Source organism: Nostoc sp. DedQUE07, from assembly GCF_034530975.2.
Classification (GTDB): Bacteria; Cyanobacteriota; Cyanobacteriia; order Cyanobacteriales; family Nostocaceae; genus Nostoc.
The window spans coordinates 142,893-164,844 of record NZ_JAVRCC020000010.1; the positions used below are offsets into that span (position 1 = coordinate 142,893).

21 protein-coding genes are annotated in these 21,952 nt (G+C 40.9%); 16 read left to right on the top strand and 5 right to left on the bottom strand.

Annotated elements, in window-relative coordinates:
* Together RMZ95_RS11220 and RMZ95_RS11225 are read left to right on the top strand one after the other, a co-directional pair.
* The coding region (locus RMZ95_RS11220; RefSeq protein WP_409882419.1) for a hypothetical protein at positions 1 to 242 on the top strand (242 nt) is incomplete at its 5' end.
* A gap of 133 nt (positions 243 to 375) precedes the next feature.
* Positions 376 to 576: a hypothetical protein gene (locus RMZ95_RS11225; protein ID WP_322684536.1), complete on the top strand. Its 201-nt coding sequence runs from the start codon at positions 376 to 378 to the stop codon at positions 574 to 576.
* A 366-nt stretch (positions 577 to 942) separates the two neighbouring features.
* Here RMZ95_RS11225 and RMZ95_RS11230 read toward each other — a convergent pair whose 3' ends face one another.
* Entirely contained in the window at positions 943 to 2,760 is a 1,818-nt protein-coding gene (locus RMZ95_RS11230) for a calcium-binding protein (protein WP_322684535.1), read from the bottom strand.
* A gap of 838 nt (positions 2,761 to 3,598) precedes the next feature.
* On the opposite strand from RMZ95_RS11230, the gene RMZ95_RS11235 reads away from it, so the two are divergent.
* Positions 3,599 to 4,015, top strand: coding sequence for a DUF2809 domain-containing protein (locus RMZ95_RS11235; protein WP_322670472.1), 417 nt, complete (start codon positions 3,599 to 3,601; stop codon positions 4,013 to 4,015).
* A complete protein-coding gene (locus tag RMZ95_RS11240; protein ID WP_322684534.1) occupies positions 3,993 to 4,220 on the top strand; it encodes a DUF167 domain-containing protein in 228 nt (75 codons plus the stop codon). The genes RMZ95_RS11235 and RMZ95_RS11240 overlap by 23 nt, the downstream gene beginning before the upstream one ends.
* A gap of 123 nt (positions 4,221 to 4,343) precedes the next feature.
* Here the strand turns inward: RMZ95_RS11240 and RMZ95_RS11245 are convergent, their stop codons facing one another.
* Positions 4,344 to 4,955, bottom strand: a complete 612-nt coding sequence (locus tag RMZ95_RS11245; RefSeq protein WP_322684533.1) for a glutathione S-transferase family protein — start codon at positions 4,953 to 4,955, stop codon at positions 4,344 to 4,346.
* Positions 4,956 to 5,152: 197 nt separating this feature from the next.
* On the opposite strand from RMZ95_RS11245, the gene RMZ95_RS11250 reads away from it, so the two are divergent.
* From RMZ95_RS11250 to RMZ95_RS11265, 4 genes are all read left to right on the top strand, one after another.
* Positions 5,153 to 5,854, top strand: coding sequence for an SOS response-associated peptidase (locus RMZ95_RS11250; RefSeq protein ID WP_322684624.1), 702 nt, complete (start codon positions 5,153 to 5,155; stop codon positions 5,852 to 5,854).
* Between the two features lie 107 nt (positions 5,855 to 5,961).
* The gene (locus RMZ95_RS11255; protein ID WP_322670476.1) at positions 5,962 to 6,483 is read left to right on the top strand and encodes a photosystem I assembly protein Ycf3; all 522 of its coding nucleotides are present in this window, start codon (positions 5,962 to 5,964) and stop codon (positions 6,481 to 6,483) included.
* An 83-nt stretch (positions 6,484 to 6,566) separates the two neighbouring features.
* The gene (gene gatC, locus RMZ95_RS11260; RefSeq protein WP_292856937.1) at positions 6,567 to 6,857 is read left to right on the top strand and encodes an Asp-tRNA(Asn)/Glu-tRNA(Gln) amidotransferase subunit GatC; all 291 of its coding nucleotides are present in this window, start codon (positions 6,567 to 6,569) and stop codon (positions 6,855 to 6,857) included.
* Positions 6,858 to 6,928: 71 nt separating this feature from the next.
* Positions 6,929 to 7,189 carry a MoaD/ThiS family protein gene (locus tag RMZ95_RS11265; protein WP_322684532.1) on the top strand — a complete coding sequence of 87 codons (261 nt, stop codon included), beginning with the start codon at positions 6,929 to 6,931 and terminating at the stop codon, positions 7,187 to 7,189.
* A gap of 82 nt (positions 7,190 to 7,271) precedes the next feature.
* Here the strand turns inward: RMZ95_RS11265 and RMZ95_RS11270 are convergent, their stop codons facing one another.
* From RMZ95_RS11270 to RMZ95_RS11280, 3 genes are all read right to left on the bottom strand, one after another.
* Positions 7,272 to 8,129, bottom strand: coding sequence for a lysophospholipid acyltransferase family protein (locus RMZ95_RS11270; RefSeq protein WP_322684531.1), 858 nt, complete (start codon positions 8,127 to 8,129; stop codon positions 7,272 to 7,274).
* 391 nt (positions 8,130 to 8,520) lie between these two features.
* A complete protein-coding gene (locus tag RMZ95_RS11275; RefSeq protein ID WP_322684530.1) occupies positions 8,521 to 9,003 on the bottom strand; it encodes a hypothetical protein in 483 nt (160 codons plus the stop codon).
* 302 nt (positions 9,004 to 9,305) lie between these two features.
* A complete protein-coding gene (locus tag RMZ95_RS11280; RefSeq protein WP_322684529.1) occupies positions 9,306 to 10,742 on the bottom strand; it encodes a carotenoid oxygenase family protein in 1,437 nt (478 codons plus the stop codon).
* 517 nt (positions 10,743 to 11,259) lie between these two features.
* On the opposite strand from RMZ95_RS11280, the gene RMZ95_RS11285 reads away from it, so the two are divergent.
* The 8 genes from RMZ95_RS11285 (at position 11,260) to RMZ95_RS11320 (ending at position 21,804) form a co-directional block, all read left to right on the top strand.
* Positions 11,260 to 11,451: a hypothetical protein gene (locus RMZ95_RS11285; protein WP_322684528.1), complete on the top strand. Its 192-nt coding sequence runs from the start codon at positions 11,260 to 11,262 to the stop codon at positions 11,449 to 11,451.
* 487 nt (positions 11,452 to 11,938) lie between these two features.
* Positions 11,939 to 12,229: a hypothetical protein gene (locus RMZ95_RS11290; RefSeq protein ID WP_322684527.1), complete on the top strand. Its 291-nt coding sequence runs from the start codon at positions 11,939 to 11,941 to the stop codon at positions 12,227 to 12,229.
* Between the two features lie 512 nt (positions 12,230 to 12,741).
* Positions 12,742 to 12,999, top strand: coding sequence for a hypothetical protein (locus RMZ95_RS11295; protein ID WP_409882425.1), 258 nt, complete (start codon positions 12,742 to 12,744; stop codon positions 12,997 to 12,999).
* A gap of 97 nt (positions 13,000 to 13,096) precedes the next feature.
* Positions 13,097 to 13,354 (top strand): hypothetical protein, encoded by a 258-nt coding sequence (locus RMZ95_RS11300; protein WP_409882427.1) that lies wholly within the window; start codon positions 13,097 to 13,099, stop codon positions 13,352 to 13,354.
* A gap of 92 nt (positions 13,355 to 13,446) precedes the next feature.
* A complete protein-coding gene (locus RMZ95_RS11305) occupies positions 13,447 to 13,701 on the top strand; it encodes a hypothetical protein (protein ID WP_322684492.1) in 255 nt (84 codons plus the stop codon).
* A 680-nt stretch (positions 13,702 to 14,381) separates the two neighbouring features.
* Entirely contained in the window at positions 14,382 to 15,821 is a 1,440-nt protein-coding gene (locus RMZ95_RS11310; RefSeq protein ID WP_322684491.1) for an NHLP bacteriocin system secretion protein, read from the top strand.
* Between the two features lie 155 nt (positions 15,822 to 15,976).
* On the top strand, positions 15,977 to 16,231 hold the full coding sequence (locus RMZ95_RS11315) for a hypothetical protein (RefSeq protein WP_322684490.1): 255 nt from the start codon (positions 15,977 to 15,979) through the stop codon (positions 16,229 to 16,231).
* Between the two features lie 263 nt (positions 16,232 to 16,494).
* The gene (locus RMZ95_RS11320; RefSeq protein ID WP_409882430.1) at positions 16,495 to 21,804 is read left to right on the top strand and encodes an NHLP family bacteriocin export ABC transporter peptidase/permease/ATPase subunit; all 5,310 of its coding nucleotides are present in this window, start codon (positions 16,495 to 16,497) and stop codon (positions 21,802 to 21,804) included.
* Positions 21,805 to 21,952: the final 148 nt, after the last annotated feature.

The following is a 21,952-nucleotide window of genomic DNA, read 5'->3' on the forward strand; positions in this document are numbered from 1 at the left end:
AAAATATTCAAGTAACTCTCAAGTTATTTTTCTACTCATTTTTGGGAGGATTGCTTGGTGGAATAGTTGGTGCTTTTATTGGTCATTTAGTTGGTTCGACGGGATTTCAGGAATTTACAGGTGATTTCATTTTTAGTTCTGAAAGCGCCAGTTGGCTTCTTTGGATTTCAATTTTTTGGATTATAGGCATTATTGAAGGAGCAGTTTTAGGAGGATTGATTTTCATCAGATTTTATTCATAATCCGTTCTGGATAAGTACGTATTTATAGATCCTATTCGTGCGTATTTTTGGATTTTTGTCGAATTTCGGTCTTTTATGTTTGTTATGTGTTTAACTATAAACTTTTACGGCTCATAATACTATACATATATAAATGGAAACTCAAAGTCTCATAGCAATCGTAACGATTCCAACAGGAATTTTAGGAACGCTTGGAGCAATCTGGGCAATATTTTATTTCAGATATACCCAAAATATTCAAGCAAGTTTTGAATTGTTTTTCTACTTCTTTTGTGCTGGTTTGATTGCTGGAATAGTTGGTCTAATTATTGGTTTTTTATTTCGAGGATTGTAGGTTAGTAAAGTATCAGGTTTGCAACGGACATTATTAGAAGGTTCTTTGAGAGAGAGTACGCTAGTAGTAGCTATTTTTTCATGCCCAAATAGCAATAGTAAATAGACATCTTGCAAAAGTAGCTTTTGCTTTCCGATTGGAGAAAGGTTAAAGGTTACTGGGTTTGGGAAAATTCCATACCTTTACCCTTTAACCCTTCCCCTTTTCCCGACAAATGCCAAGAAGTCTAAAGTCGAATTGGGATCGTCCCCTGGTTGAACTGTGGCAATCTGGGCTGAAGGATTAATGTTTGAGCCTGATGATAAGCAACCTAATTCTTCAGGACTGGCAAGTGTATTGTTTGTACTTTATCCAGTATTTTTCCGCTTATAGAAAAGTGAAGTTGTCACTATCAAGTGTGAGACCCACTACCCCCTGCACAATACCGATGATTTCATCTTGCTCTGCTCCCAGTTTGTCTAAGAATATTCGTGTGTTACTTCCAACAACTTGCAAGCGGTAATCTTGTGAAAATCCGTTGAGTTCAATTCGGTCTTGGCTAGAGTTGAAGTCAGTAATAAAAGCCAAGTCTCCAAAACCAGGATTCGTAGTATTGTTATCGTCGTAGAAAACGTTTTCAGCGTCCCCCAGGATAAATCTATCTGCCCCGGCCCCGCCAGTCAAGTTATCAATTTCCCCTAATCCAGGTGGAAGCGGACTACCAGGAAAAGTACCGATGAGGATATCATTTCCAGATCCCCCATTGAGGATATCATTGCCCGGCCCGCCTTGTAGGCTATCATTGCCGTCCTCACCATTGAGAATATCGTCGCCATTACTACCGTCTAGCGTATCATCGCCTACTCTTGCATTTAGAGTGTTATTAGAAGTATTACCAAAAAGAAAGTTGTTAAGACTGTTACCTATCCCGGTAAGGTTGCCACCTTCTCTCAGCCTCAGATTCTCCAGATTGGCTCCTAATGTGTAGCTTACAGAAGACCGGACGGTATCTATGCCTGAATTCGCAGCCTCTGTAATGATATCAAGAGTAGTGTCAAAAAAGTAACTATCGTCACCTGTACCACCTTTTAAAGTATCATTTCCTATACCACCATTCAGTGTGTCATCGCCATTATTACCGGATAATTGATTATTTTGGTTATCGCCAACAATGTTGTCATTTGCATTTGTGCCGATGACATTATCAAAGTTGACTGCGGTAAATGACAATGTTCCCAAACCAGGAACGTTATTAGCAGTCAAACTTCGGCTTTGCAGGTTAACGGCGATAGATACTCCAGCTAAAGATTGGGATGCATCGATGGTGTTGTTGGCAACATTAGCATTAGCAATAACCCTTTCTACTTTAAAGAGTAGGTCTTGTCCCAATCCTCCAGCTTTTTGAATGGTTCCAACACCTGATAAGGTAATGGTTTGACCTAGTTGACTGTAGTCTGCGGTATCAATGCCATCTCCGCCATCAATGTTGTCGTTACCCTGACTGGCTTTGAAGGTATCACTGCCTGCATCACCTTTTAGAGTGTCGTTTCCTGTGCCCCCATCAAGTGTATCATTGCCATTATTACCGGATAATTGGTTATTTTGATTGTCACCAGTAATGGTGTCATTTGCATTTGTGCCGATGACATTATCAAAGTTAACTGCGGTAAATGACAATGTTCCTAAACCAGGAACGTTATTGGCGGCTAAACTTTGGGTTTGTAGGTTAACGGCGATAGATACCCCAGCCAAAGATTCGGATGCATCTATAGTGTTGTTGGCAACATTAGGATTAGCAATAACTCTTTCTACTTTAAAGAGTAGGTCTTTTTCCAATCCCCCACCTTTTTGAATGGTTCCAACACCTGATAAGGTAATGGTTTGACCTAGTTGACTATAGTCTGCGGTATCAATGCCATCTCCGCCATCAATGTTGTCGTTACCCCGACTGCCTTTGAAGGTATCACTGCCTGCACCACCTTTTAGAGTATCGTTTCCTGTACCCCCATCAAGTGTGTCATTGCCATCTCCGCCGCTAAGACTGTCATTCGCCGTGCCACCTGCGAGGGAATCGTTACCAGCCAAGCCATTCAAGATATCGTTACCGGAGGCAGTATTGGCGTTACCACCATTAGCCCAACCAACTATGGTGTCATTTCCCGAACTCCCATTTATCGTGTCAGGATTTGTAGTACCGAAAGCCATATTATCTCTCCTAAATTTCTCACTAAATATGTAAGTTCAGCATCAATCAAAGAACTATTTATCAGTTCAATGTAGATTACTTGTCATTTGCGTAATCTTATGTTAAAAAACATTAACTATTTAGTTAGGAACTTCTCAAGAAAAAATATCCAACTACTTACTGTAGGCTGACCTGAAAAGCCAGCCCTTAGTTGCGAGTGAAACACCTACTCTACAAAATCAGATAATTTATTTCCTGACAATCCATTACTTGACTACGCAAATGATTAAGTAATTAGGTCAAATATTTTGGTTTTTTCCAACTTTTTGAACCCATACTGTAATTATTTAATTATCATGAAGTACAAGGTTACATAAAGTTCTTCATAAAATCTTAAAAATACTTAATAAAAATAACTCATAATATATTAATATGTGTTTCTAAACCTTAAATTAAAGATTTTTTACAATCTACTGAATTATTTGGTTAATGTTGTCAGCTTTGTAGCTTTATGGGCTTTATCATTAAGTTAGGTTTCAATATCTTTTTTTTGTTAAAGAACTATTATGTTTAATTGCAAAAAAATATCTATTAAAGCAATTTTTTTTAAAAAATATAAGTTAAATTGATATATATATCCAGAAGATTTTTATCCTTAATAACACTTGAGCTTTACAAAAATTTTATATGCTTTTTGGAAATTAGCGATCGCTGCGGTTTTTGGTAGTTGGACTCTTGAAAATTTGAATGTGGATTCAGACCCTAACCAAATCTTACTTATATTTTCTTCCTTAGTAACCAGAGGAGACTTCTAGTCGTTCCGCTGCTAAAATTTTGGATAGTCTCTAGTCTATAGAAATGCTCCGATACCGTAAGCAAACAATATTTATTATTATTTCTGTACTCATCGTTGTACCGATGGGATTTTTGTTTAAGTATTATAACGGCCCTGCTCATCACTGGTTTAATGACTACGGAGCAGCTGTATTTTACGAAATATTTTGGTGTCTGTTCGCATTTTGGTTTTTCAGAAGTTGGGCGGCAGTAATCCAAATTCCTATATGGGTTTTTGTCATCACCTGTATACTAGAATTCTTGCAACTTTGGCATCCGCCACTATTAGAGCAAATGCGCGCCACCTTGATAGGTAAATTGTTACTTGGTACGACTTTTGTTTGGTGGGATTTTCCTCATTATGTATTGGGTTCTGTTTTAGGCTGGTTATGGCTGCGACAATTACACAAAATAAGTTATGCAAAAAAAAGTCAAGGTTAAACCTAATTCAAAACAGCAAAAAATTGAAGAACAACCTGATGGTAGTCTGACTGTTTATTTAAAATCGCCCCCAGTTGATGGTAAGGCTAACGAAGAGTTAATTAAACTACTAGCAGATAAATTTGATGTACCCAAGTCTCATATCAGAATTAAGTTAGGTTTCTCCTCTCGGCAAAAGCTGATGGAAATCGATCCGAATACCTAACTGTTGCTTAATAATATCTTTTGTGAAGACTTTTCTGCTTTCTGAATGCGATCTACATTCCACCCAGGACATTCTCTACTAAAGACAAGAAACGAGAGATAGTAACTTGCTCTCATCTAATTTTTATGCCTTTGTAATACTGATATACCTTGGTTGAGTTTTGACTCTTTCTATCCAAGCTTGGATAGCAGGATATTGTGTTAAATCAAACCCACCTTCATCAGCTACATGAGTATAGGCGAACAAAGCAATATCAGCTATCGTATAACGTTCTCCGACAAAAAAATCTTGAGAAGTTAAGTGTTTATCCATCAAGTTAAGTGCTGCATAGCCTGGTTCGCGTTTTTGTTTGATAGCTTCACTGTATTCTTCAGTTTTACCTAAAATAGAAATCCAAAATCTTGATGTAGCAATAAAAGGCTCATGGCTATATTGTTCAAAACATAACCATTGCAGCACCTGCGCTCGTAAAAAACGGTCATAAGGTAAAAACTCTGTACCTTCACTTAGATAAACCAATATAGCATTTGATTCTGCCAAATATTTCCCTGGCTCGATTTCCAGAACAGGTATCTTACCGTTAGGATTTTTACTTAAAAATTCTGGTGTTCGAGTCTCGCCTTTCAAGATGTTAAGCTCTATCCTCTCAAAAGGCATACCTAGTTGTGTCAATAAAAGACGTATCTTATAACCATGACCAGAAGGTAAAAAATCGTACAGATGCAGTAGTTCCATGTTAAAATACAGTTAGGAATATGTTGAGAAGTAAAGGTTCAAAATACAATATTTTACCAAAAGATTTTCCCAAAACCGGATATTTTTTTTGTATTTAGGTTCTGAACGTACTACAGGAAATTATTCAAGAAAATAAAAAAATGTTATTTATTTCTAGTTTGAGATGTTTAATTTAGTTAATGGTCGAAAAGAAAACTATGTGTGGAAGATTTACTCTAAACTATTCGGCAGCAGGATTGTCTGAAGTTTTCCATGTCGAGTCAGTTCCCGATTTGGCAGCGGAATATAACATTGCGCCTACGCAAATGGTGGCGACAGTGTTACAAAATCCCGAAAACAAAAAGCGAGAATTTAAGCAGTTGCATTGGGGATTAATTCCGTCATGGGCGAAAGATGCAGGAATGGGAGCAAAGCTGATTAATGCTAGGGCAGAAACTGTTGCTGAAAAACCTGCTTTTCGTTCGGCTTTTAAGCACAGACGCTGTTTAGTGCTAGCTGATGGCTTTTATGAGTGGCAACGCCAACAAGGTAAGAAGCAGCCATTTTATTTTCGTCTCCAAGATGGGCAACCCTTCGGTTTTGCAGGTTTGTGGGAAAGATGGCGATCGCCTGCTAACGAAGAAATAATTTCTTGTACAATTTTGACAACGGCAGCTAACGAATTACTCCAACCCATCCACGAGCGGATGCCAGTAATTCTGGAGCCACAAGATTACGATTTATGGCTAGATTCCCAAGTGGAAACGGCCCAAACCCTACAGCAGCTATTGCGTCCTTATCCAGCGCCAGCAATGATTGCATATCCAGTTAGCACCTTGGTAAACAACTCTCGACATAATACTTCAGAATGTATCGTACCCCTCAGTGAGAAGAACGCCCCCGCAAATCAGTTAAATTAACTATTGAGTGAACTATGGAATTGGGGAGACAAGCAGACAAGGGGATAAAAAAGCGTTTTCCCAATGCCCCATGCCCAATCCCCAATGCCCAATACCCAGAGAGAAATATGCCAAGAACACAAAAGAACGATAATTTTATTGACAAATCCTTTACTGTGATGGCGGATATCATTCTGAAGATCCTGCCAACTAACAAAAAAGCTAAAGAAGCGTTTGTTTATTATCGAGATGGGATGTCAGCCCAAGCGGAAGGGGAATATGCTGAGGCATTGGAATACTATGAAGAAGCTCTAACACTAGAGGAAGATACCAACGATCGCGGCTATATACTCTACAATATGGGGCTAATTTATGCCAGCAATGGCGACCACAACAAGGCTTTAGAACTATATCACAAGGCAATTGAGTTGAACCCACGTATGCCCCAAGCCTTGAATAACATCGCTGTGATTTATCACTACCAAGGCGAAAAAGAAAAAGAAGCTGGAGATAACGAGGCTGGCGAAGCACTTTTTGACCAAGCAGCAGACTATTGGATTCGTGCTATTCGCATGGCTCCCAATAACTACATCGAAGCTCAAAACTGGCTAAAAACCACCGGGCGATCGCAAATTGACGTATTCTTTTAGTCATTAGTCATTAGTTCTTTGTCATTTGCTAAGGACTAATGACCAATGACAAATGACAAATGACCAATGACAAATGACAATTTATGATTGACCAAGAACAAGTTCACAAAGTAGCCAATCTTGCTCGTTTAGAATTGACTCCAGAAGAAGAGGAACAATTCACTACTCAGTTGGGAAGTATTCTGGACTATATCGAACAATTGAATGAACTTGATGTCAGTAATGTACTGCCAACAACACGCGCAATTGATGTCAGCAACATCACACGAGAGGATGAATTGCAACCCTATCCTGACCGGGAAAGTATTCTCAACAGTGCGCCCGAACAGGAAGGCGAATTTTTCAAAGTACCAAAAATCCTCAATGCTGAATAGAATGGCACTAAGAAAAGCTGAAAGCTCGTCAGGGCAGGGTTGCAGGTTTAGGGTGTAGGAAAATATGTTCTATGTCTAAATCTGTAATCACCGTTACCGTCAAACTGTTCGCTGTTTATCAAGAAGCCTTTAGGGTTTCGGAATTAGTGCTGGAATTTCCTAATAGTATGCCAGTCAAAGCAGTATGCGATCGCCTCATAGCTGAACGCCCTGAACTCTCCCAATGGCGCGATATAACCCGTTTTGGGATTAATTTGATATTTGTCGAACCAGATACCTTACTACAAGATGGAGATGAGGTTGTGTTGATTCCACCAGTCAGCGGCGGTTAGGAGTAGAGACGCGATTAACCCTTGTCTGTACAAGAGTTAGGAGCGATCGATTAAAGATTCAAAACTTTTAACTCATAACTATTTAAAGAGAATTGGTCTGAGCAGTTAGCTTTATTAAGTTATTTAACTCTTGTTGCATTTGACTAACAACTAATTCATAACATTCATTGACATAATGGCGATCGCTAGCTGCTTCACGACCGTAGCGTTCAAATACAATTGGCGGACAAACCCGCGTATACATGGGCACTGGTAATGGGATATTGGGCAACGGGCCAATTGCTAATCCCCAAGGCAGTCCGAGATAGATTGGAAAAACTTCTGGGTCGATACCTAATAGCCAAGGCATTCCCCATTCGTGGAGTTGCCGCGCAACTTTGTAGCAGTCAGCGATAACAATAAGTGTATCGTGAGCGCCCCAAGAAATCACAGGCACAATCGGCACATTTTCCCGTAACGCTAACTTGATAAATCCTTGTCGCCCAGCTAAGTAGATTTTATTACGTAAATAATTCGGTCGGAAGATATCTTCGGCTCCACCGGGATAAACTAGCAGACTCGCTCCAGAGCGTAAGGCAGCGTAAGCCATTTTTGGATGAGCAATGATTGCTCCAGCCTTGGCGACTAATTGCGCTAGTGGTGGGCTAACCTGCCAAACTTTGGGATGCATCAAACCATAAACTGGTTTTTCTACACCAAATCTTCGGAACCAGTCGTACATCATCATCACCATATCTGGGGCTGCGAGTCCACCATTGTGCGAGCCAACAAACAAAACTTTTTGCTGGGGTGGAATATTCTCCCAGCCACTAGTTTGAACTTGGAAATAGTACCGATAGAAAAAGCCAACTAGGGGCATCAGAGATTCTATGAACTTTGGATCTCGCTCATCCAAAGACCAACCGAGTTTTTTGTTTAATAAATGTTGCTTTTTTGACATTGAGGCATTCTAACAGCATTGGCAAAGTTCAAACAATCCCTTGTTTAGATATAACTCAATACGGATAGGTTAAGACTAAAACTTTGTATTAAAGTCAACATAGACGCATAGAGGTTGATTTTACTTAACGTAAGTTCGATGAACCTCTCCCGGACAACCTCTCTCTCCCACGGGGAAAGGGAGGAGCAACGAGAAATTAGGGTTTTGGAAAGGTCAAAAAAGGCTTGTCGAACTCACGTTTACTTAATTGCGATCGCTTAATCATTATATATTTGGTGAAATTAAATATTGCATTATCCATAACCCTTGTAGAGACGTACCAGTGCTACGTCTCTACATTCTTTTTCACTCATATTTTTATACCAAATCGCGACGATTAATTTGGTGATGTCTATGGAGTAGTTTTTGGTTTTGAACGCTGCTGCTGGTAAAAACCGACAACTTTTTGAAGATATGTAGCAGTAAATCCGCTGTTGCAGCCTGTATAGTTGCCAGTCATCCACCAACAACCGACGCCACGCACAGCAGCGGTTTCATTATTACTGTTGGCGAGAAATTGCTTGTTAAACTCACGGCGCGTGATGCAAGATACAACTTGGCGTGCTTTGGCGGGACTATTTTCAAACTGCGTTGGTGTTAGTTCTTGTTTAAGACAATATTTCGACCAGCCTTTTAAGGTTTCTGGTTTAACTTGCCATTCACTGTAAAGTCCATCATTTGCGGTGCCGGTCTGCGGTGCAGCTAGTCGTAGCGCCTCTACCATTGCCGCGACTTGGGCATCAGAAACCTTTTGTTGTGCTTGAGCTAACAATGATGACAGTCCAAAGCTGACAATCACTCCGCTAAGTAGTAATGCTATTCGGTTTCTCCTCATGATTTTGGACTTATTTTTAGATACCAATATGTAGGATACTACGTTTTTACACTTAGCAATTATCAAAGATTAGGTGAATTGGGCATTGGGCATTGGGCATTGGGCATTGGGGATTGGGGATTGGGTATTGAGCATTGGGAATTGGGTATGAAGAAGAGACTAAGGTAGACAAGGAAGAGGGGGAAGACTTGGGAGAGACTTGTTCAATAATTCCTCCTTGTCCCCCTGCTCCAACTCATAACTCATAACTCATAACTCATAACTCATTACTCCCCTATTCCCCTGCTTCATTCCCCAAATTGTTAAGCTGGCTTCCAAGTGCCGTGGAAGCTGTGGGGAATGACGCTAGGTAATCCTAGTTTGCAAACGGGTTCTGCATCGAGGCGATCGCTATCAAATACCCAAACTTCACTACTATGAGTATTAGCATCGTATACAACAGTTAGCACCCAGCCTTGCTCGGAGTTTTGGACATCTTGGGCATAGATGGGTTCTGAAGGATAGCGGTTTTCTCCTAAGTCTGCTTCGGTGAGGGTTTCAGTTTTGTAGTCGAAGCGGGCGATCGCACTGAACAATTCTTTGTCTATATCCCCTCTTTGGGGCATTAATGATACATAAGTATAGCGCCAAGGTTGTCCAACTTGCGATCGCTGCACTACAGGAAATTCACACTTGCGGTTGACAACTTCCTGCATTTCTATAACTTTACCAGTTTGGGGATTGAGGCGAACTTGCCACAATGTTCCTCTAGTAACTGTGTGCGTCTCACCACTTGCAAATTCTCTGAGATATTCATTAGTTTGGTGAAAATCTGCATATCGCACCATGTCTAGAACCACGGAACCGTCTTTATCTTCACAACCATTGCCAAAATGCCAATTGAACCAAGGATCGGTTTCGCCACGACTAACTAAGGATAAATTTTCGCGATCGAAGATTAACACCTGGGTTCCTAATTGAGGTTCCCACAACAGAGATTCACTAAAGGTAGTCACACCTAGCAAAAGTGACAGCATTTTCATCCGCATCGGTGGCATAAAAAACACCAGATACCTTTGAGTTAAAACAAAATCATGCATTATCGAGTAGCGATCTAGCTTAAAAGCAGTTTTTTGGATAATTTTGCCAGTAGCATCGCTTTTGTAGAGATTCAGTTGTACGGAACTGCCGATACTGATTCCAAAGTTAAAAATCTCGCCTGTTTGGAAATCGCGCTTGTAATGAGCAGAATAAGGTAATCCGTTATCCAAAGCGCCTAAATCATCCAATCCCTTCGTTTCTAAAGTTTGCAAATCAAGGGCATAAGGATTGGTTGCTTCCCATAAAGCCAACAATTTATCAGGTAAAGCCAACACTGAGGTATTTGCTGCATTCTTGATCTGTTGCCCCCAGCGCTTCCAGATGGGCCCAGGCGGATGCATCCCATAGACACCATAAAGAAACCTATCTGCTTGAGTTTCAGCTTGATATTCTGCTGTTTGCACATAGCGATAGACTCCGCTAGCTCCTGCATCTGTGAAATGGATGCCGAGAATTGCCCCATCTCCATCAAACCAGTGTCCAACGCGATTACCACCGCGTTCTAGCCGTGCGGGGCCATTGCGGTAAAGAGTGCCACGCAAGCCATCTGGAATTTTACCAGAAATAATTGACAGTTGAGTAAGGGGAAATTCTTTTGCTGGTTCTGCGATCGCACCAGCCCAAGATTTATTTATTGACTTTTTGGTAATAGTCTGCATATTCAAATATTGCCTGAATTGATCTAGACCGATTCTGACATTGTTGCAATTTTTGGCATTGCAGAGAAAGCGGGATGATTTAGCACCTGACAAAATTCCTTCCCTGCATCCTCTGCCAAACAATACTAAATTACTAATTGAAAACTAAAAAATCAGTCTTTTGATATAAGCTATATTTATTTTTCTATGCTCCATGTAAATAAACTGTACAAACTTTTGTTTGTAAATCTACCGTTTTACATAAAAACTCAAAGCAGATCGACTAAACAGGCAAAATATTATATAAAACATCTTCCTTTGGTATGAAACTATGTGTTTTATCAGGTGTTGGACATCTTAAAAATGCTAGGAAGAAAAGTAAGAAAAGTGGGTTTTAAAAGTAGGAAAAGTAGGAAAAAGAGGAAAAGTAGGAAAAGTAGGATGTTTTATAAAAACCGTTGACAAGCTTTTATAAAAATTGATATTTATAAGTACATCCAAGGCACAAATGCCTACGCACTTTTTTTTGGAGAAAATTATGACTAACGTTAATGAATTGACACAACTCACAAATCAAGAAGCTATTTTGGAAGAAATTAATGAAGAAGAATTAGACGGAGTAGTGGGAGGAGGATTATTCACAAGTCTACTTGATCCAACGGGCAATTTAGTCAAAAACTTGGGCGTAATTCTCGATATTTTTACAGGACAGCTTTCAGGGGGAGCGTAGCTTTAGGGTAATTGAGCTTTAGTCAGGAGTCAGAGTATTCTAACTCCTGACTTTTATCATATCACTTCTGTGTTCACAAAAAATTGATTTTTGCCAGAAGTCTGAAGTTGGAATTGACATTGAAGATTTGAGATTTTAGCGGTTCAATGCCGTAATAAAGATGCGTGATGTTGCCAACATTAGCAGTAGTTTGGCAAACATCGAACAAATGTTTTTATAGCTTTTATTGATAATTCATGTTTGTCGGATGGTAAATACTATACGACAATCTTTTTTGATGAAAAATCTTAATATGAAGCTTGTGTATTCTAGAAATATTAGTAATAAAACTAGAAAAAATTAGAGAAGTGAAAATTAAAAAATGAGAAAAGTAAGTTAGTTAGGAAAAGTAAGATATTTTTTATAATCTGTTGACAAATTATTAAATAAGCTGCTATTTGTAAATACATCTCAGACACAACATGTCTGCATACTTCTGGAGAAATTTATGACTACTATCAATCAAGTGAGTTTTCAATCCACCTGTAATCGAAAAGTTATTGTCGAGGAACTGATAGATGGCGAATTAAAAGGAATAGTGGGAGGTATTAGTATTGTTTTAGATTTTTCATCACAGATAAATGCGACTTCAACTGATGGTACTGATGCTGTTATTCAAGACTCCAATCAGGACATTGTGAATACGAAAACTAAGCAAAGAACACGCACAAGAAGAAGATTCACACTGATAAATGGAGTTGCACAAACAATAGATTCAACAGTGACTTCAGCCATTTAGCATTCACAGTAACTCAAACTAAATTCACGGTTTATGTACCCAATTGAAGGTACGTATCCCCAACTTATTTATAAGTTGGGGATATTATTTTATGAATAATTTAAGATGTTATTTTTTGCTTATAAAGCAAGAATTTGTGATACATATAGTTACTTTAAAAAACCTTATTTTTAGATAAACCTTTGACTTATCCTACCTTTTTTTAATTTCATTAATACCGATATTTGATATTTCTTAAAAGACTAATCTTTAAGAATTTTTCTACTAACTTCATCATTTCTTTATATAAAATATTTTGAAAAACCTGTATTGTTTAAACATAGTGAAATCCAAAACAAAACCAATAACAAATTGTCGTTAAGCACATTATACTAGTGCATCTTAACAACATATTTGATTGTAAAAATTTATAGATACTTATTATTTTAAGCATCTAAATATTTTTATTAATTGGTTAAGTGAAATCTTGATTTCACTATTCCAAAACCATTTTGTACAAGGAAGGAATTTTTATGTCAGTTGTAACACTTGAACAAGAAACACTCGCAGTTATGACCGAATTAGCTGATGAAGAAATCAGTGGAATTGTCGGCGGTGGACGCGGAATAGATATCGATACCAAAAATCAAGTTGGCGTTAATGCCAGAGGTAAGAACGTACAATCAAATGTTCAAGTTGGTAGCGGATCGGCAATTGGCGGAGGAAATGTTAAGATTTATCAAAATTCAAATCAAAGTATTGATAATAGCAGAGACCGTGTGTACTTCTAGTACTAATAGGTACTAGGTTATTTCCACTACATAGTAGGCTCATGTTGAGTTACTATTTCACTGTTCCAAAACCATTTTGTACAAGGAAGGAATTTTTATGTCAGTTGTAACACTTGAACAAGAAACACTCGCAGTTATGACCGAATTAGCTGATGAAGAAATCAGTGGAATTGTCGGCGGTGGACGCGGAATAGATATCGATACCAAAAATAAAGTTGGCGTTAATGCCAGAGGTAAGAACGTACAATCAAATGTTCAAGTTGGTAGCGGATCGGCAATTGGCGGAGGAGATGTTAAGATTTATCAAAACTCAAATCAAGAGATTGATAATAGCAGAGACCGTGTGTACTTCTAGTACTAATAGGTACTAGGTTATCTCCATAGTACGCTCATGTTGAGTTACTATTTCACTATTCCAAAACCATTTTGTACAAGGAAGGAATTTTTGTGTCAGTTGTAACACTTGAACAAGAAACACTCGCAGTTATGACCGAATTAGCTGATGAAGAAATCAGTGGAATTGTCGGCGGACGCGGAAGTGTCGATATCGATGCCAAGACTAAAATTGGTGTTAAAGCCAATGGTGGGAACGTACAATCAAATGTTCAAATTGCTGTCGGAGTAGCAATTGGAGGAAATGTTTATATTACTCAAAAATCAAATCAAGGGATTGATAATAGCAAAGACCGCGTGCGCTTCTAGTACTAATAGGTACTAGGTTATCTCCATAGCACGCTCATGTTGAGTTATCACCTCAACAAAAGTCACCTTAACGGTTTGTATTGCCAAAAATTTCTATATGTATGATTTGTATCATCGTTACAAATCAAAACAGCACTAAGCTAGTAAGCATGAAAGCTATGCATTATTTCGTTAGGACAGTTATTAAACAGTAATCCTTTGCCAATTGCTACGAACAACTGACAAAGGACTACAAACGACCCTTACGAATAAGCTACAGACATCTTATAACATAGTGGTCTGGCTATTATTGGCATCACAATCCTTTACAACGTTACACGAACATTGGCGGGTGTAAGCCGGATAACAACGAAAGGTCAAAAGGTAAGCGACCAATCATTATTATCCTTTACTTCTTACCCACCCGTCAATGTTTTCATATAAAGATTTCAAAATCGTTACTTTAACAAAAGTTACTCTTCGTCTACGCAAAATCGCAAAATTTAAAAATAAAAAATTTGATTTTCTCAGCTTTCGACCTTTCATCAGATGGTAGGTTGATTTTTGCATCTGAATTATTAGTATGCCAAAGCAAACAAAACATATCCGCCTTCCGCTAAAGATAGAAGGTAATTTTTTATTCAATTGTCAGCCTAATACCCAATTCCTTCTGAATGCAATGCAAATTGGGATGATTTATAGTGGTTAATCAAAAAAGCGACTTATTCCGCAAAGAAGCTTTAGAGCGTGCTTCTTCGCCGGAAGAACTAGATCAAATTATGCAGGTAGTCAGCCCGAAAAAGTGGCTACCTCTAGTTGCTGTTGGTTCGTTGGTGGCAGCGGGGCTGACTTGGAGTTTTTTAGGTCGAATCCCAATTACAGTAACGGGTACTGGAATAATAGTCTATCCCAGTACAATTACTTCATTCCAGTCACCGATCGCAGGTAAATTGCGAACAATCAATGTCCGGGTTGGCGACTATGTAAATAGAGGAGATGTGCTGGCGACGCTAGACCAAAGCGAACTGATGAAACAGCTACAATTAGTACGCTCTAAATTAGGGCAACTACAAACAGAAGATAGCGCTGCTAACTTAGTCCAAGGACAGCGGCAAAAGGCAGACAAAGAAGCGATTAAACAGCAACGCCAATCTTTGCAGCAAAACCTCCAGGCGGTACAGAAACTCACCCCGATTTTAAAAGAGAAAGGGCTAAATTCGATTCAACGCGATCGCGCCAATCAAACCCAAAGCTTACAAGCACTGCGGGATCTCTTACCTACCTTCAAACAGAGATTGACCAACCGCCAGCAGCTATTAAAAGAGGGAGCAATTTCTGGCGATACAGTCTTACAGTCACAGCAAGACTACTTAAATGCTGTGACACAAATTAATGAAGCCGAATCGCAACTCAAGCAACTGGATGTCAAGGAAGCAGATGCTCAACGACAATACCTAGAGAATTTGAACTCAATTAAAGATTTGGAAGCGCAATTAAAGCAACTAGATAGCAAAGAAGCGACTGCGGCGCAACAAGACTTAGAAAGTGTAACCAACCGCAAAAAAGAAATCCAGGAAGTCCAGCGAAATATTGTTCAATTAGCACTGCAACTATCAAGCAACAGCTTAGTCAAGAGCAGTTACTCTGGACGAATTTTAGAAATCTCCGCAAGTCCCGGACAGGTTGTTTTACAGGGTACACCCATAGGAGCGATCGCTGCACAAAAGCGATCGGCTCAACCTGTGAGTGTGGCATTTTTTCCCGTTGGTAATGGTAAGCAAATTCAACCAGGGATGAAGTTACAAGTCACACCTAGCACAGTGCAACGCGAACGCTTTGGTGGCATCATCGGTGCTGTCACAGAAGTCTCAGCCTTTCCCGTGACTAAAGAAGGTGCATTAAGTGTAGTCGGCAATTCCGAATTCGTGGAAGCTTTGATGTCACAAGGGCCACAGATGCTAATTACTGCACGACTGCAACCAGACAATTCGACCTTCAGCGCCTACAAATGGTCTTCTTCCCAAGGGCCACAGATGAAAGTCACTTCTGGAACTACCACTTCAGTACAAGTCACTGTGGAAGAACGCGCCCCAATTACTTTTGTCCTGCCGATTCTGAGATCCTGGAGTGGCATTTCGTGATATTGGCGATAAGAGGAATGAGGAAGAAATTATTAAAAATTTTACCGATCGAATCAACCTTGAGGCTGTACTAGAGTGCGGAAATCACTTAAATAAGAATGCCTTTTATGGTACGGAGAAAACAATGTATCTAATTATTTGCGGAAAACACTAAAATGAATACGCGATCTACTGAAATGAGAAAGCAATATGCCTTTTTGCTTGCTGAATCTACCCAAATGAGTACGCGATTTACTGAAATGAGAAAGCAATATGCCTTTTTGCTTGCTGAATCTACCCAAATGAGAAAGCATTTAGGCAAAATGAGAAAGCAATATGCCTTTTTGCTTGCTAAATCTACTGAAATGAGAAAGCATTTAAGCAAAATGAGAAAGCAATATACCTTTTTACTTATTAGACCTCTTGCATAAGTCGAATCGACCCCCCTTAATCCCCCCTTATAAAGGGGGGAAACTTGAAGTCTTGCTCCCTCCCCTTAACAAGGGGAGGGTTGGGGAGGGATGATTCAAGGATTTTTGCAAGAGGTCTATTAATTTGGCTTCATCAATACAATCAAGACTTCCGAAGGGAAAAGTAGTGTAATACAGCAATTTTAGTCATGTTGAAAAATAGCTAAAAATTTACGTTTAAACGCTTAATTTAAGCCAAAATCCAAGTTTTAAAAAATATTTTTATGTTCTGGCGAAATCTGCAAAATATATTAGGGCGCTTGCCAAAAAACAAGCGGTGTCATACTCCTACTCTGCTGCAAATGGAGGTAGTAGAATGCGGCGCTGCTGCTTTGGGAATTATTCTCGGTTATTACAATCGCATTGTCCCACTAACAGAACTGAGGCAAGCGTGCGGTGTCTCGCGGGATGGAGTTAGTGCCTTAAATATCTTGAAGGCTGCCAGAAATTATCGACTCAACGCTAAAAGCTTTAAAACCAACTTAGCTGGCTTGTCGCAGTTAAAATTTCCCTACATTGTATTTTGGAACTTTAACCATTTTTTAGTAGTAGAGGGAATCGGCAAACAGCGAGTTTATCTCAATGACCCTGCTACTGGACGGCGCATCGTCTCCTTGGAAGAATTCAGTGGCGCTTACACGGGTGTGGTGCTAGTTCTAGAGCCTGGTTCGGAGTTTCAACGCAAAGGACGCAAGCCTAGTACAATCTTAGCTTTGTGGTCGCGGTTGCGAGGCTCCATTGGCGCATTACTTTACTGCGTGCTGGCAGGATTTTTGTTAGTAATTCCGGGACTGGCGCTACCTGCATTTTCCCAGGTATTTGTAGACAATGTATTGATTGAGCATCGGTATGAGTGGTTACGTCCCTTAATTTTAGGCATGATCTTCACAGCCGGACTCAGTGGATTTTTGACGCTGCTACAGTTGCAGTTTTTGCGTCAAATGAAAATTAAGTTGTCCGTGGGTATGGAGAGTCGGTATCTCTGGCACATTTTACGCCTACCCATGAGTTTTTACGATCAACGGTATGCTGGGGAAATCAGTAGCCGTATGGAACTCAACGACAGCATCGCTAATATGCTTTCGGGTGAATTAGCGACTACAGCGATCGCAACAGTATCAGTATTTATATATGTAGTAGTGATGCTGCAATATGATGTTGTACTAACTTTAATTGCGATCGCCTTTGTCGCGATCAACCTTGCCGCCTTGCAGTGGGTGAGACGGCGGCGCACAGATGCCAATATCAAACTCATCCAAGAACAGGGAAAAGTTCGCGGCGTAGAAATTTCTGGTCTTCAGAGTATGGAGACGCTAAAAGCATCTGGGTTAGAGTCAGATTTCTTCTCTCGCTGGGCGGGTCACTATGCCAAAGCTATCAACACCCAGCAGGAATTAGAGGAAACAAACCAGACAATAGGTGTTTTACCATCTTTTCTGTCAGCGATCGCTTCTATGCTGCTTTTAGCTGTAGGCGGTTTGCGAGTCATGGATGGAGCCTTGAGCATCGGTATGTTAATAGCTTTTCTCGGCATGATGCAAAGATTTTTCGCCCCAGTAAGTAATCTCATCAGCCTGGGAAGCGAACTCCAAGAGATGGAAGGTAATCTGACTCGCCTTGATGATGTCTTACGTAACCCCATTGATCGGCAGTTGCAGGAAAGAGGCAGGGGAGCAGGGGAGCAGGGGGGCAGGGGGGCAGGGGGAGCAGGGGAAGCAGGGGAAGAAAATATTTCCTTGTCGTCTTTGTCTCTCTTATCTCCTTACACTCTGCCCAAACTCCAGGGGTATATTGAATTATGCAATGTGACATTTGGCTATAGCCAAATTGCCCCGCCGTTGATTGAAAATTTTAATCTTTTGCTCCAGCCAGGGCAGCGAGTTGCCTTGGTGGGTGGGAGTGGTTCTGGTAAGTCTACTGTTGCCAAACTTTTATGTGGGCTGTACGAACCGTGGCAGGGAGAAATTCGATTCGACGGCAAACCCAGAGAGCAAATTTCTCGCCAGATACTAGCCAATTCTATTTCTGTCGTCGAGCAAGAGATTTTGTTATTTGCTGGCAGCGTCAGAGACAACTTGACGCTTTGGGATACTACCATACCTGAGAGTCATCTCGTCCGAGCTTGTCAAGACGCAGCGCTTCACGATGTCATCCTTTCACTGCCAGGAGGCTATCATGCTGACCTTTTGGAAGGTGCTACTAATTTGAGTGGTGGTCAGCGACAACGGCTTGAAATTGCCCGTGCTTTGGTGAATAATCCCAGTATCCTGATTATGGATGAAGCCACTAGCGCCCTGGATGCCGAAACAGAAAAGAACGTCAGTCGTAATCTGCGGTTGCGCGGTTGCACTTGTATCATCGTGGCGCATCGACTCTCGACTATCCGAGATTGTGATGAAATTATTGTCCTCGATCGCGGCAAGATAGTCCAACGGGGAAGCCATGCACAATTGCAGCAAGTTGAAGGGCCGTATTTACAATTGATTCGCAGTGAAGAAACAGAAGAGGCGGGGGAGCAGGGGAGCAGGGGAGCAGGGGAGCAGGGGAGGCAGGGGAGCAGAGGAGTAGGGGAAGAAATTACTCCCTTGTCTTCCTCATCCCTCTTATCGTTTGCAAATCTCAAAGGACAACACTATCGTTTTCAATGCAATGAATCGCTACTGCTAGATGACCCGGAGACAATTTGGCTAGTAAAATCTGGTTACTTGGCGCTATTTGCGATCGCAGTTAATGATGGCATTCCCGAAGGCACTCGTCGCTATTTATTTAGTAGCACAGCCGGACAGGCAATGTTTGCGATCGCACCAAGTTTAAAGGGTAAGCAGCAAGAGGTTTTAGCAGTATCGCTTGAGGAGACAGAAATTCTCAAAGTATCGAGAGCAGACTTTAACCAGTTGTTTGCTGACGCTAATAGAGAAGTAGTAACTCTGATAGAACGCTGGATTTATCAATTAGGTTCGGTACTTGCTGGGATCGCTACGCCAACGATACCAACATCGCTGCCAAAAATCCGCCAGTTCTCCTTAGTCGAAGACCAAATCTTCCAGCCGCATCAAATATCGTGGGTGCAAATTATCCAAGGGCGGGCTAGATGGATGGGGTTTGCAGAACTGCCGTTAACTTCTGCCTCTGGAATGTTGCCTTTGGCTGAAAATATGTGGTTGCAAGCAGATAACACTGTGGAGTTGAAAAGTGTTAACACCGCAGACATAGAAGATATCGATTGCTTGTTAGGTGGTTTGTCCCAACTACAAACTTACTTCCTTCACTGCATTAACCTGCTGCAACGGCAGGAGATGGATGCAGAATTACTGAGATTTCAAGCCAGAGAACGTCTTGAAAGCCAAGTGATGCAAGAGACGTTAGCAGAATTAGCATTTGTATTGCCACAGCCAAAGTCAGACAGACTAAATAATATAGGATTCAATAGTAGTCTTGATGCAACTGACCCAAATCAAGCCTTACTAATTGCTGCTGGTGCTGTGGGACGAGCATTAGGAATTAAGATTCGTCCGCCAGCTGCCTCAGAAGATTCTAATCGAGTCCAAGATCCTGTAGAAGCGATCGCCCGTGCTTCGCGTATCCGCTTGCGACGAATTCAGTTGCGGGAGAACTGGTGGCAAAAGGATTGCGGGGCGATGTTGGCATTTACGCTTGTCGATAAACTGCCAGTGGCACTATTACCAGTGTCTGATACACATTACAAACTCTACGTTCCTGGAGAACAAACGCCTATCTCTGTCGATGCCAACATAGCAGCAGCCCTAGCTAAGACTGCCTACGCATTCTATCGACCTTTACCCGATAAAAAACTGAAAACTTTTGATTTACTTCAGTTTGCTCTCCAAGGACATTACAAAGAACTAATTATAGTTTTAGTAATGGGAATTACCATCAGTCTGTTAGGAATGCTGACACCTCAAGCTACGGCTATCCTAATCGACAAAGCAATCCCAGATGCCGATCGAGGCTTGTTGAGCCAAATTGCTGTTGGTTTGGTGGCTGCTGCCTTTGGCGGAACGCTGTTTCAACTAGCCCTTGGGTTTGCCACCATTAGGCTAGAAACTTTTGCCGATTCCTCCACCCAAGCCGCAGTCTGGGATCGATTGTTAAACTTGAAGGTTTCCTTTTTTCGCTCTTACTCAGTTGGTGACTTGGATTCTAGAGTCACGGCTATTACTCAAATTCGCCAGCGACTGGGTAACACAGTCTTAAAAACAATCTTCTCCAGTTTGTTTTCCTTATTGAATCTGGGATTGTTATTTTACTATAATGTTTCCTTAGCTCTCATAGCTTGTGCAGTGGCACTGGTAAATATTGCCGTCACTATCATCTCTGGTAGTCTTATTGTCCGTAAAGTTCGCCCATTACTAGAGCTACAAGGACAAATCTTTGGCGTAATGGTGCAGTTAATTAATGGAGTTGCCAAACTCCGAATCGCCAAAGCTGAAACCCGCGCCTTTGCTTACTGGGGTAAACAGTATACGCATCAACTAAAATTAATGCTGAGTACCCAAGGCATTGAAGATAGCCTCGCCGTAATCAATCAAGTATTACCTGTGTTAACCACTGCTGCCCTCTTCTGGTTTGCTACTAGCTTAATTGGGCAATCTCAAACTCCTGGAGGAGGTGGTTTATCCACTGGCACTTTCTTAGCATTCAACGTTGCTTTTGGCACGTTTATTAACGGAGCCACTAGCTTAAGCAGCACAGTTGTGGAAGTTTTGCAAGTTTTACCCTTGTGGCAACGGGCCCAACCAATTTTGCAAGCTGAACCGGAAATTAGTTCTGCTCAAGCAGATCCGGGTAGGTTATCGGGCAAATTAGTTGTAGATCGGGTAACTTTCCGCTATCGCGATGATGGGCCCTTGACGCTGGATAATGTCAACATTCGTGCTGAACCAGGAGAATTTATTGCCATTGTTGGGCCTTCTGGTAGCGGTAAATCAACTTTATTGAGGTTGCTTTTGGGGTTTGAATTTGCCAAATCTGGCACGATTTACTACGACGGGCAAGACTTAACTTCTTTGGATGTCCATGCTGTACGCCGTCAATTGGGTGTGGTACTGCAAAATAGTCGGTTGATGTCAGCCTCTATTTTCGAGAATATTGCCAGTGGTGCCTTGGTGACGATGGACGAAGCTTGGGCAGCAGCCCAGATGGCAGGTTTTGCAGATGATCTTGCAGCAATGCCGATGCAGATGCATACAATCGTCAGTGAGGGAGGTAGTAATCTTTCTGGTGGACAACGACAACGGTTGTTGATTGCTAGGGCGTTGGTGTTGAAACCCCGGATTTTGCTATTCGATGAAGCGACTAGCGCTTTAGATAACAGAACCCAGGCAATTGTCAGTGAAAGTTTACAACAATTAAAAGTAACTAGGGTTGCGATCGCTCATCGCCTCAGTACTATTCAAAACGCTGACCGAATTTACGTACTTGCAAATGGCAAAGTAGTGCAGCAGGGTAGTTTTGTTGAACTAGCAAATCAATCAGGGCTATTTGCACAATTGATGATGCAACAGTTGCTTTAATATCATGTCCGCTTGATTGCTTATTAAACCCGAAGAACCCCACCCCGCCAAAGCTGTGCTTTGTCTCCCCTCCCCGCTCTTCGGGAGGGGCTGGGGGTGGGGTTCTTTTATTATGGGTAATTTGGCGGACTTGATATAACTGTGTATT

What these genes read in the sequence shown, in the direction of transcription:
- RMZ95_RS11255 (WP_322670476.1), top strand. Translation starts at nt 5,962, where the DNA reads ATGCCAAGAACACAAAAGAACGATAATTTTATTGACAAATCCTTTACT.
- RMZ95_RS11245 (WP_322684533.1), bottom strand. Translation starts at nt 4,955, where the DNA reads ATGGAACTACTGCATCTGTACGATTTTTTACCTTCTGGTCATGGTTAT.
- RMZ95_RS11240 (WP_322684534.1), top strand. Translation starts at nt 3,993, where the DNA reads ATGCAAAAAAAAGTCAAGGTTAAACCTAATTCAAAACAGCAAAAAATT.
- RMZ95_RS11300 (WP_409882427.1), top strand. Translation starts at nt 13,097, where the DNA reads ATGTCAGTTGTAACACTTGAACAAGAAACACTCGCAGTTATGACCGAA.
- RMZ95_RS11275 (WP_322684530.1), bottom strand. Translation starts at nt 9,003, where the DNA reads ATGAGGAGAAACCGAATAGCATTACTACTTAGCGGAGTGATTGTCAGC.
- RMZ95_RS11250 (WP_322684624.1), top strand. Translation starts at nt 5,153, where the DNA reads ATGTGTGGAAGATTTACTCTAAACTATTCGGCAGCAGGATTGTCTGAA.
- RMZ95_RS11225 (WP_322684536.1), top strand. Translation starts at nt 376, where the DNA reads ATGGAAACTCAAAGTCTCATAGCAATCGTAACGATTCCAACAGGAATT.
- RMZ95_RS11230 (WP_322684535.1), bottom strand. Translation starts at nt 2,760, where the DNA reads ATGGCTTTCGGTACTACAAATCCTGACACGATAAATGGGAGTTCGGGA.
- RMZ95_RS11265 (WP_322684532.1), top strand. Translation starts at nt 6,929, where the DNA reads ATGTCTAAATCTGTAATCACCGTTACCGTCAAACTGTTCGCTGTTTAT.
- gatC (WP_292856937.1), top strand. Translation starts at nt 6,567, where the DNA reads ATGATTGACCAAGAACAAGTTCACAAAGTAGCCAATCTTGCTCGTTTA.
- RMZ95_RS11295 (WP_409882425.1), top strand. Translation starts at nt 12,742, where the DNA reads ATGTCAGTTGTAACACTTGAACAAGAAACACTCGCAGTTATGACCGAA.
- RMZ95_RS11285 (WP_322684528.1), top strand. Translation starts at nt 11,260, where the DNA reads ATGACTAACGTTAATGAATTGACACAACTCACAAATCAAGAAGCTATT.
- RMZ95_RS11320 (WP_409882430.1), top strand. Translation starts at nt 16,495, where the DNA reads ATGTTCTGGCGAAATCTGCAAAATATATTAGGGCGCTTGCCAAAAAAC.
- RMZ95_RS11290 (WP_322684527.1), top strand. Translation starts at nt 11,939, where the DNA reads ATGACTACTATCAATCAAGTGAGTTTTCAATCCACCTGTAATCGAAAA.
- RMZ95_RS11315 (WP_322684490.1), top strand. Translation starts at nt 15,977, where the DNA reads ATGAATACGCGATCTACTGAAATGAGAAAGCAATATGCCTTTTTGCTT.
- RMZ95_RS11235 (WP_322670472.1), top strand. Translation starts at nt 3,599, where the DNA reads ATGCTCCGATACCGTAAGCAAACAATATTTATTATTATTTCTGTACTC.
- RMZ95_RS11280 (WP_322684529.1), bottom strand. Translation starts at nt 10,742, where the DNA reads ATGCAGACTATTACCAAAAAGTCAATAAATAAATCTTGGGCTGGTGCG.
- RMZ95_RS11270 (WP_322684531.1), bottom strand. Translation starts at nt 8,129, where the DNA reads ATGTCAAAAAAGCAACATTTATTAAACAAAAAACTCGGTTGGTCTTTG.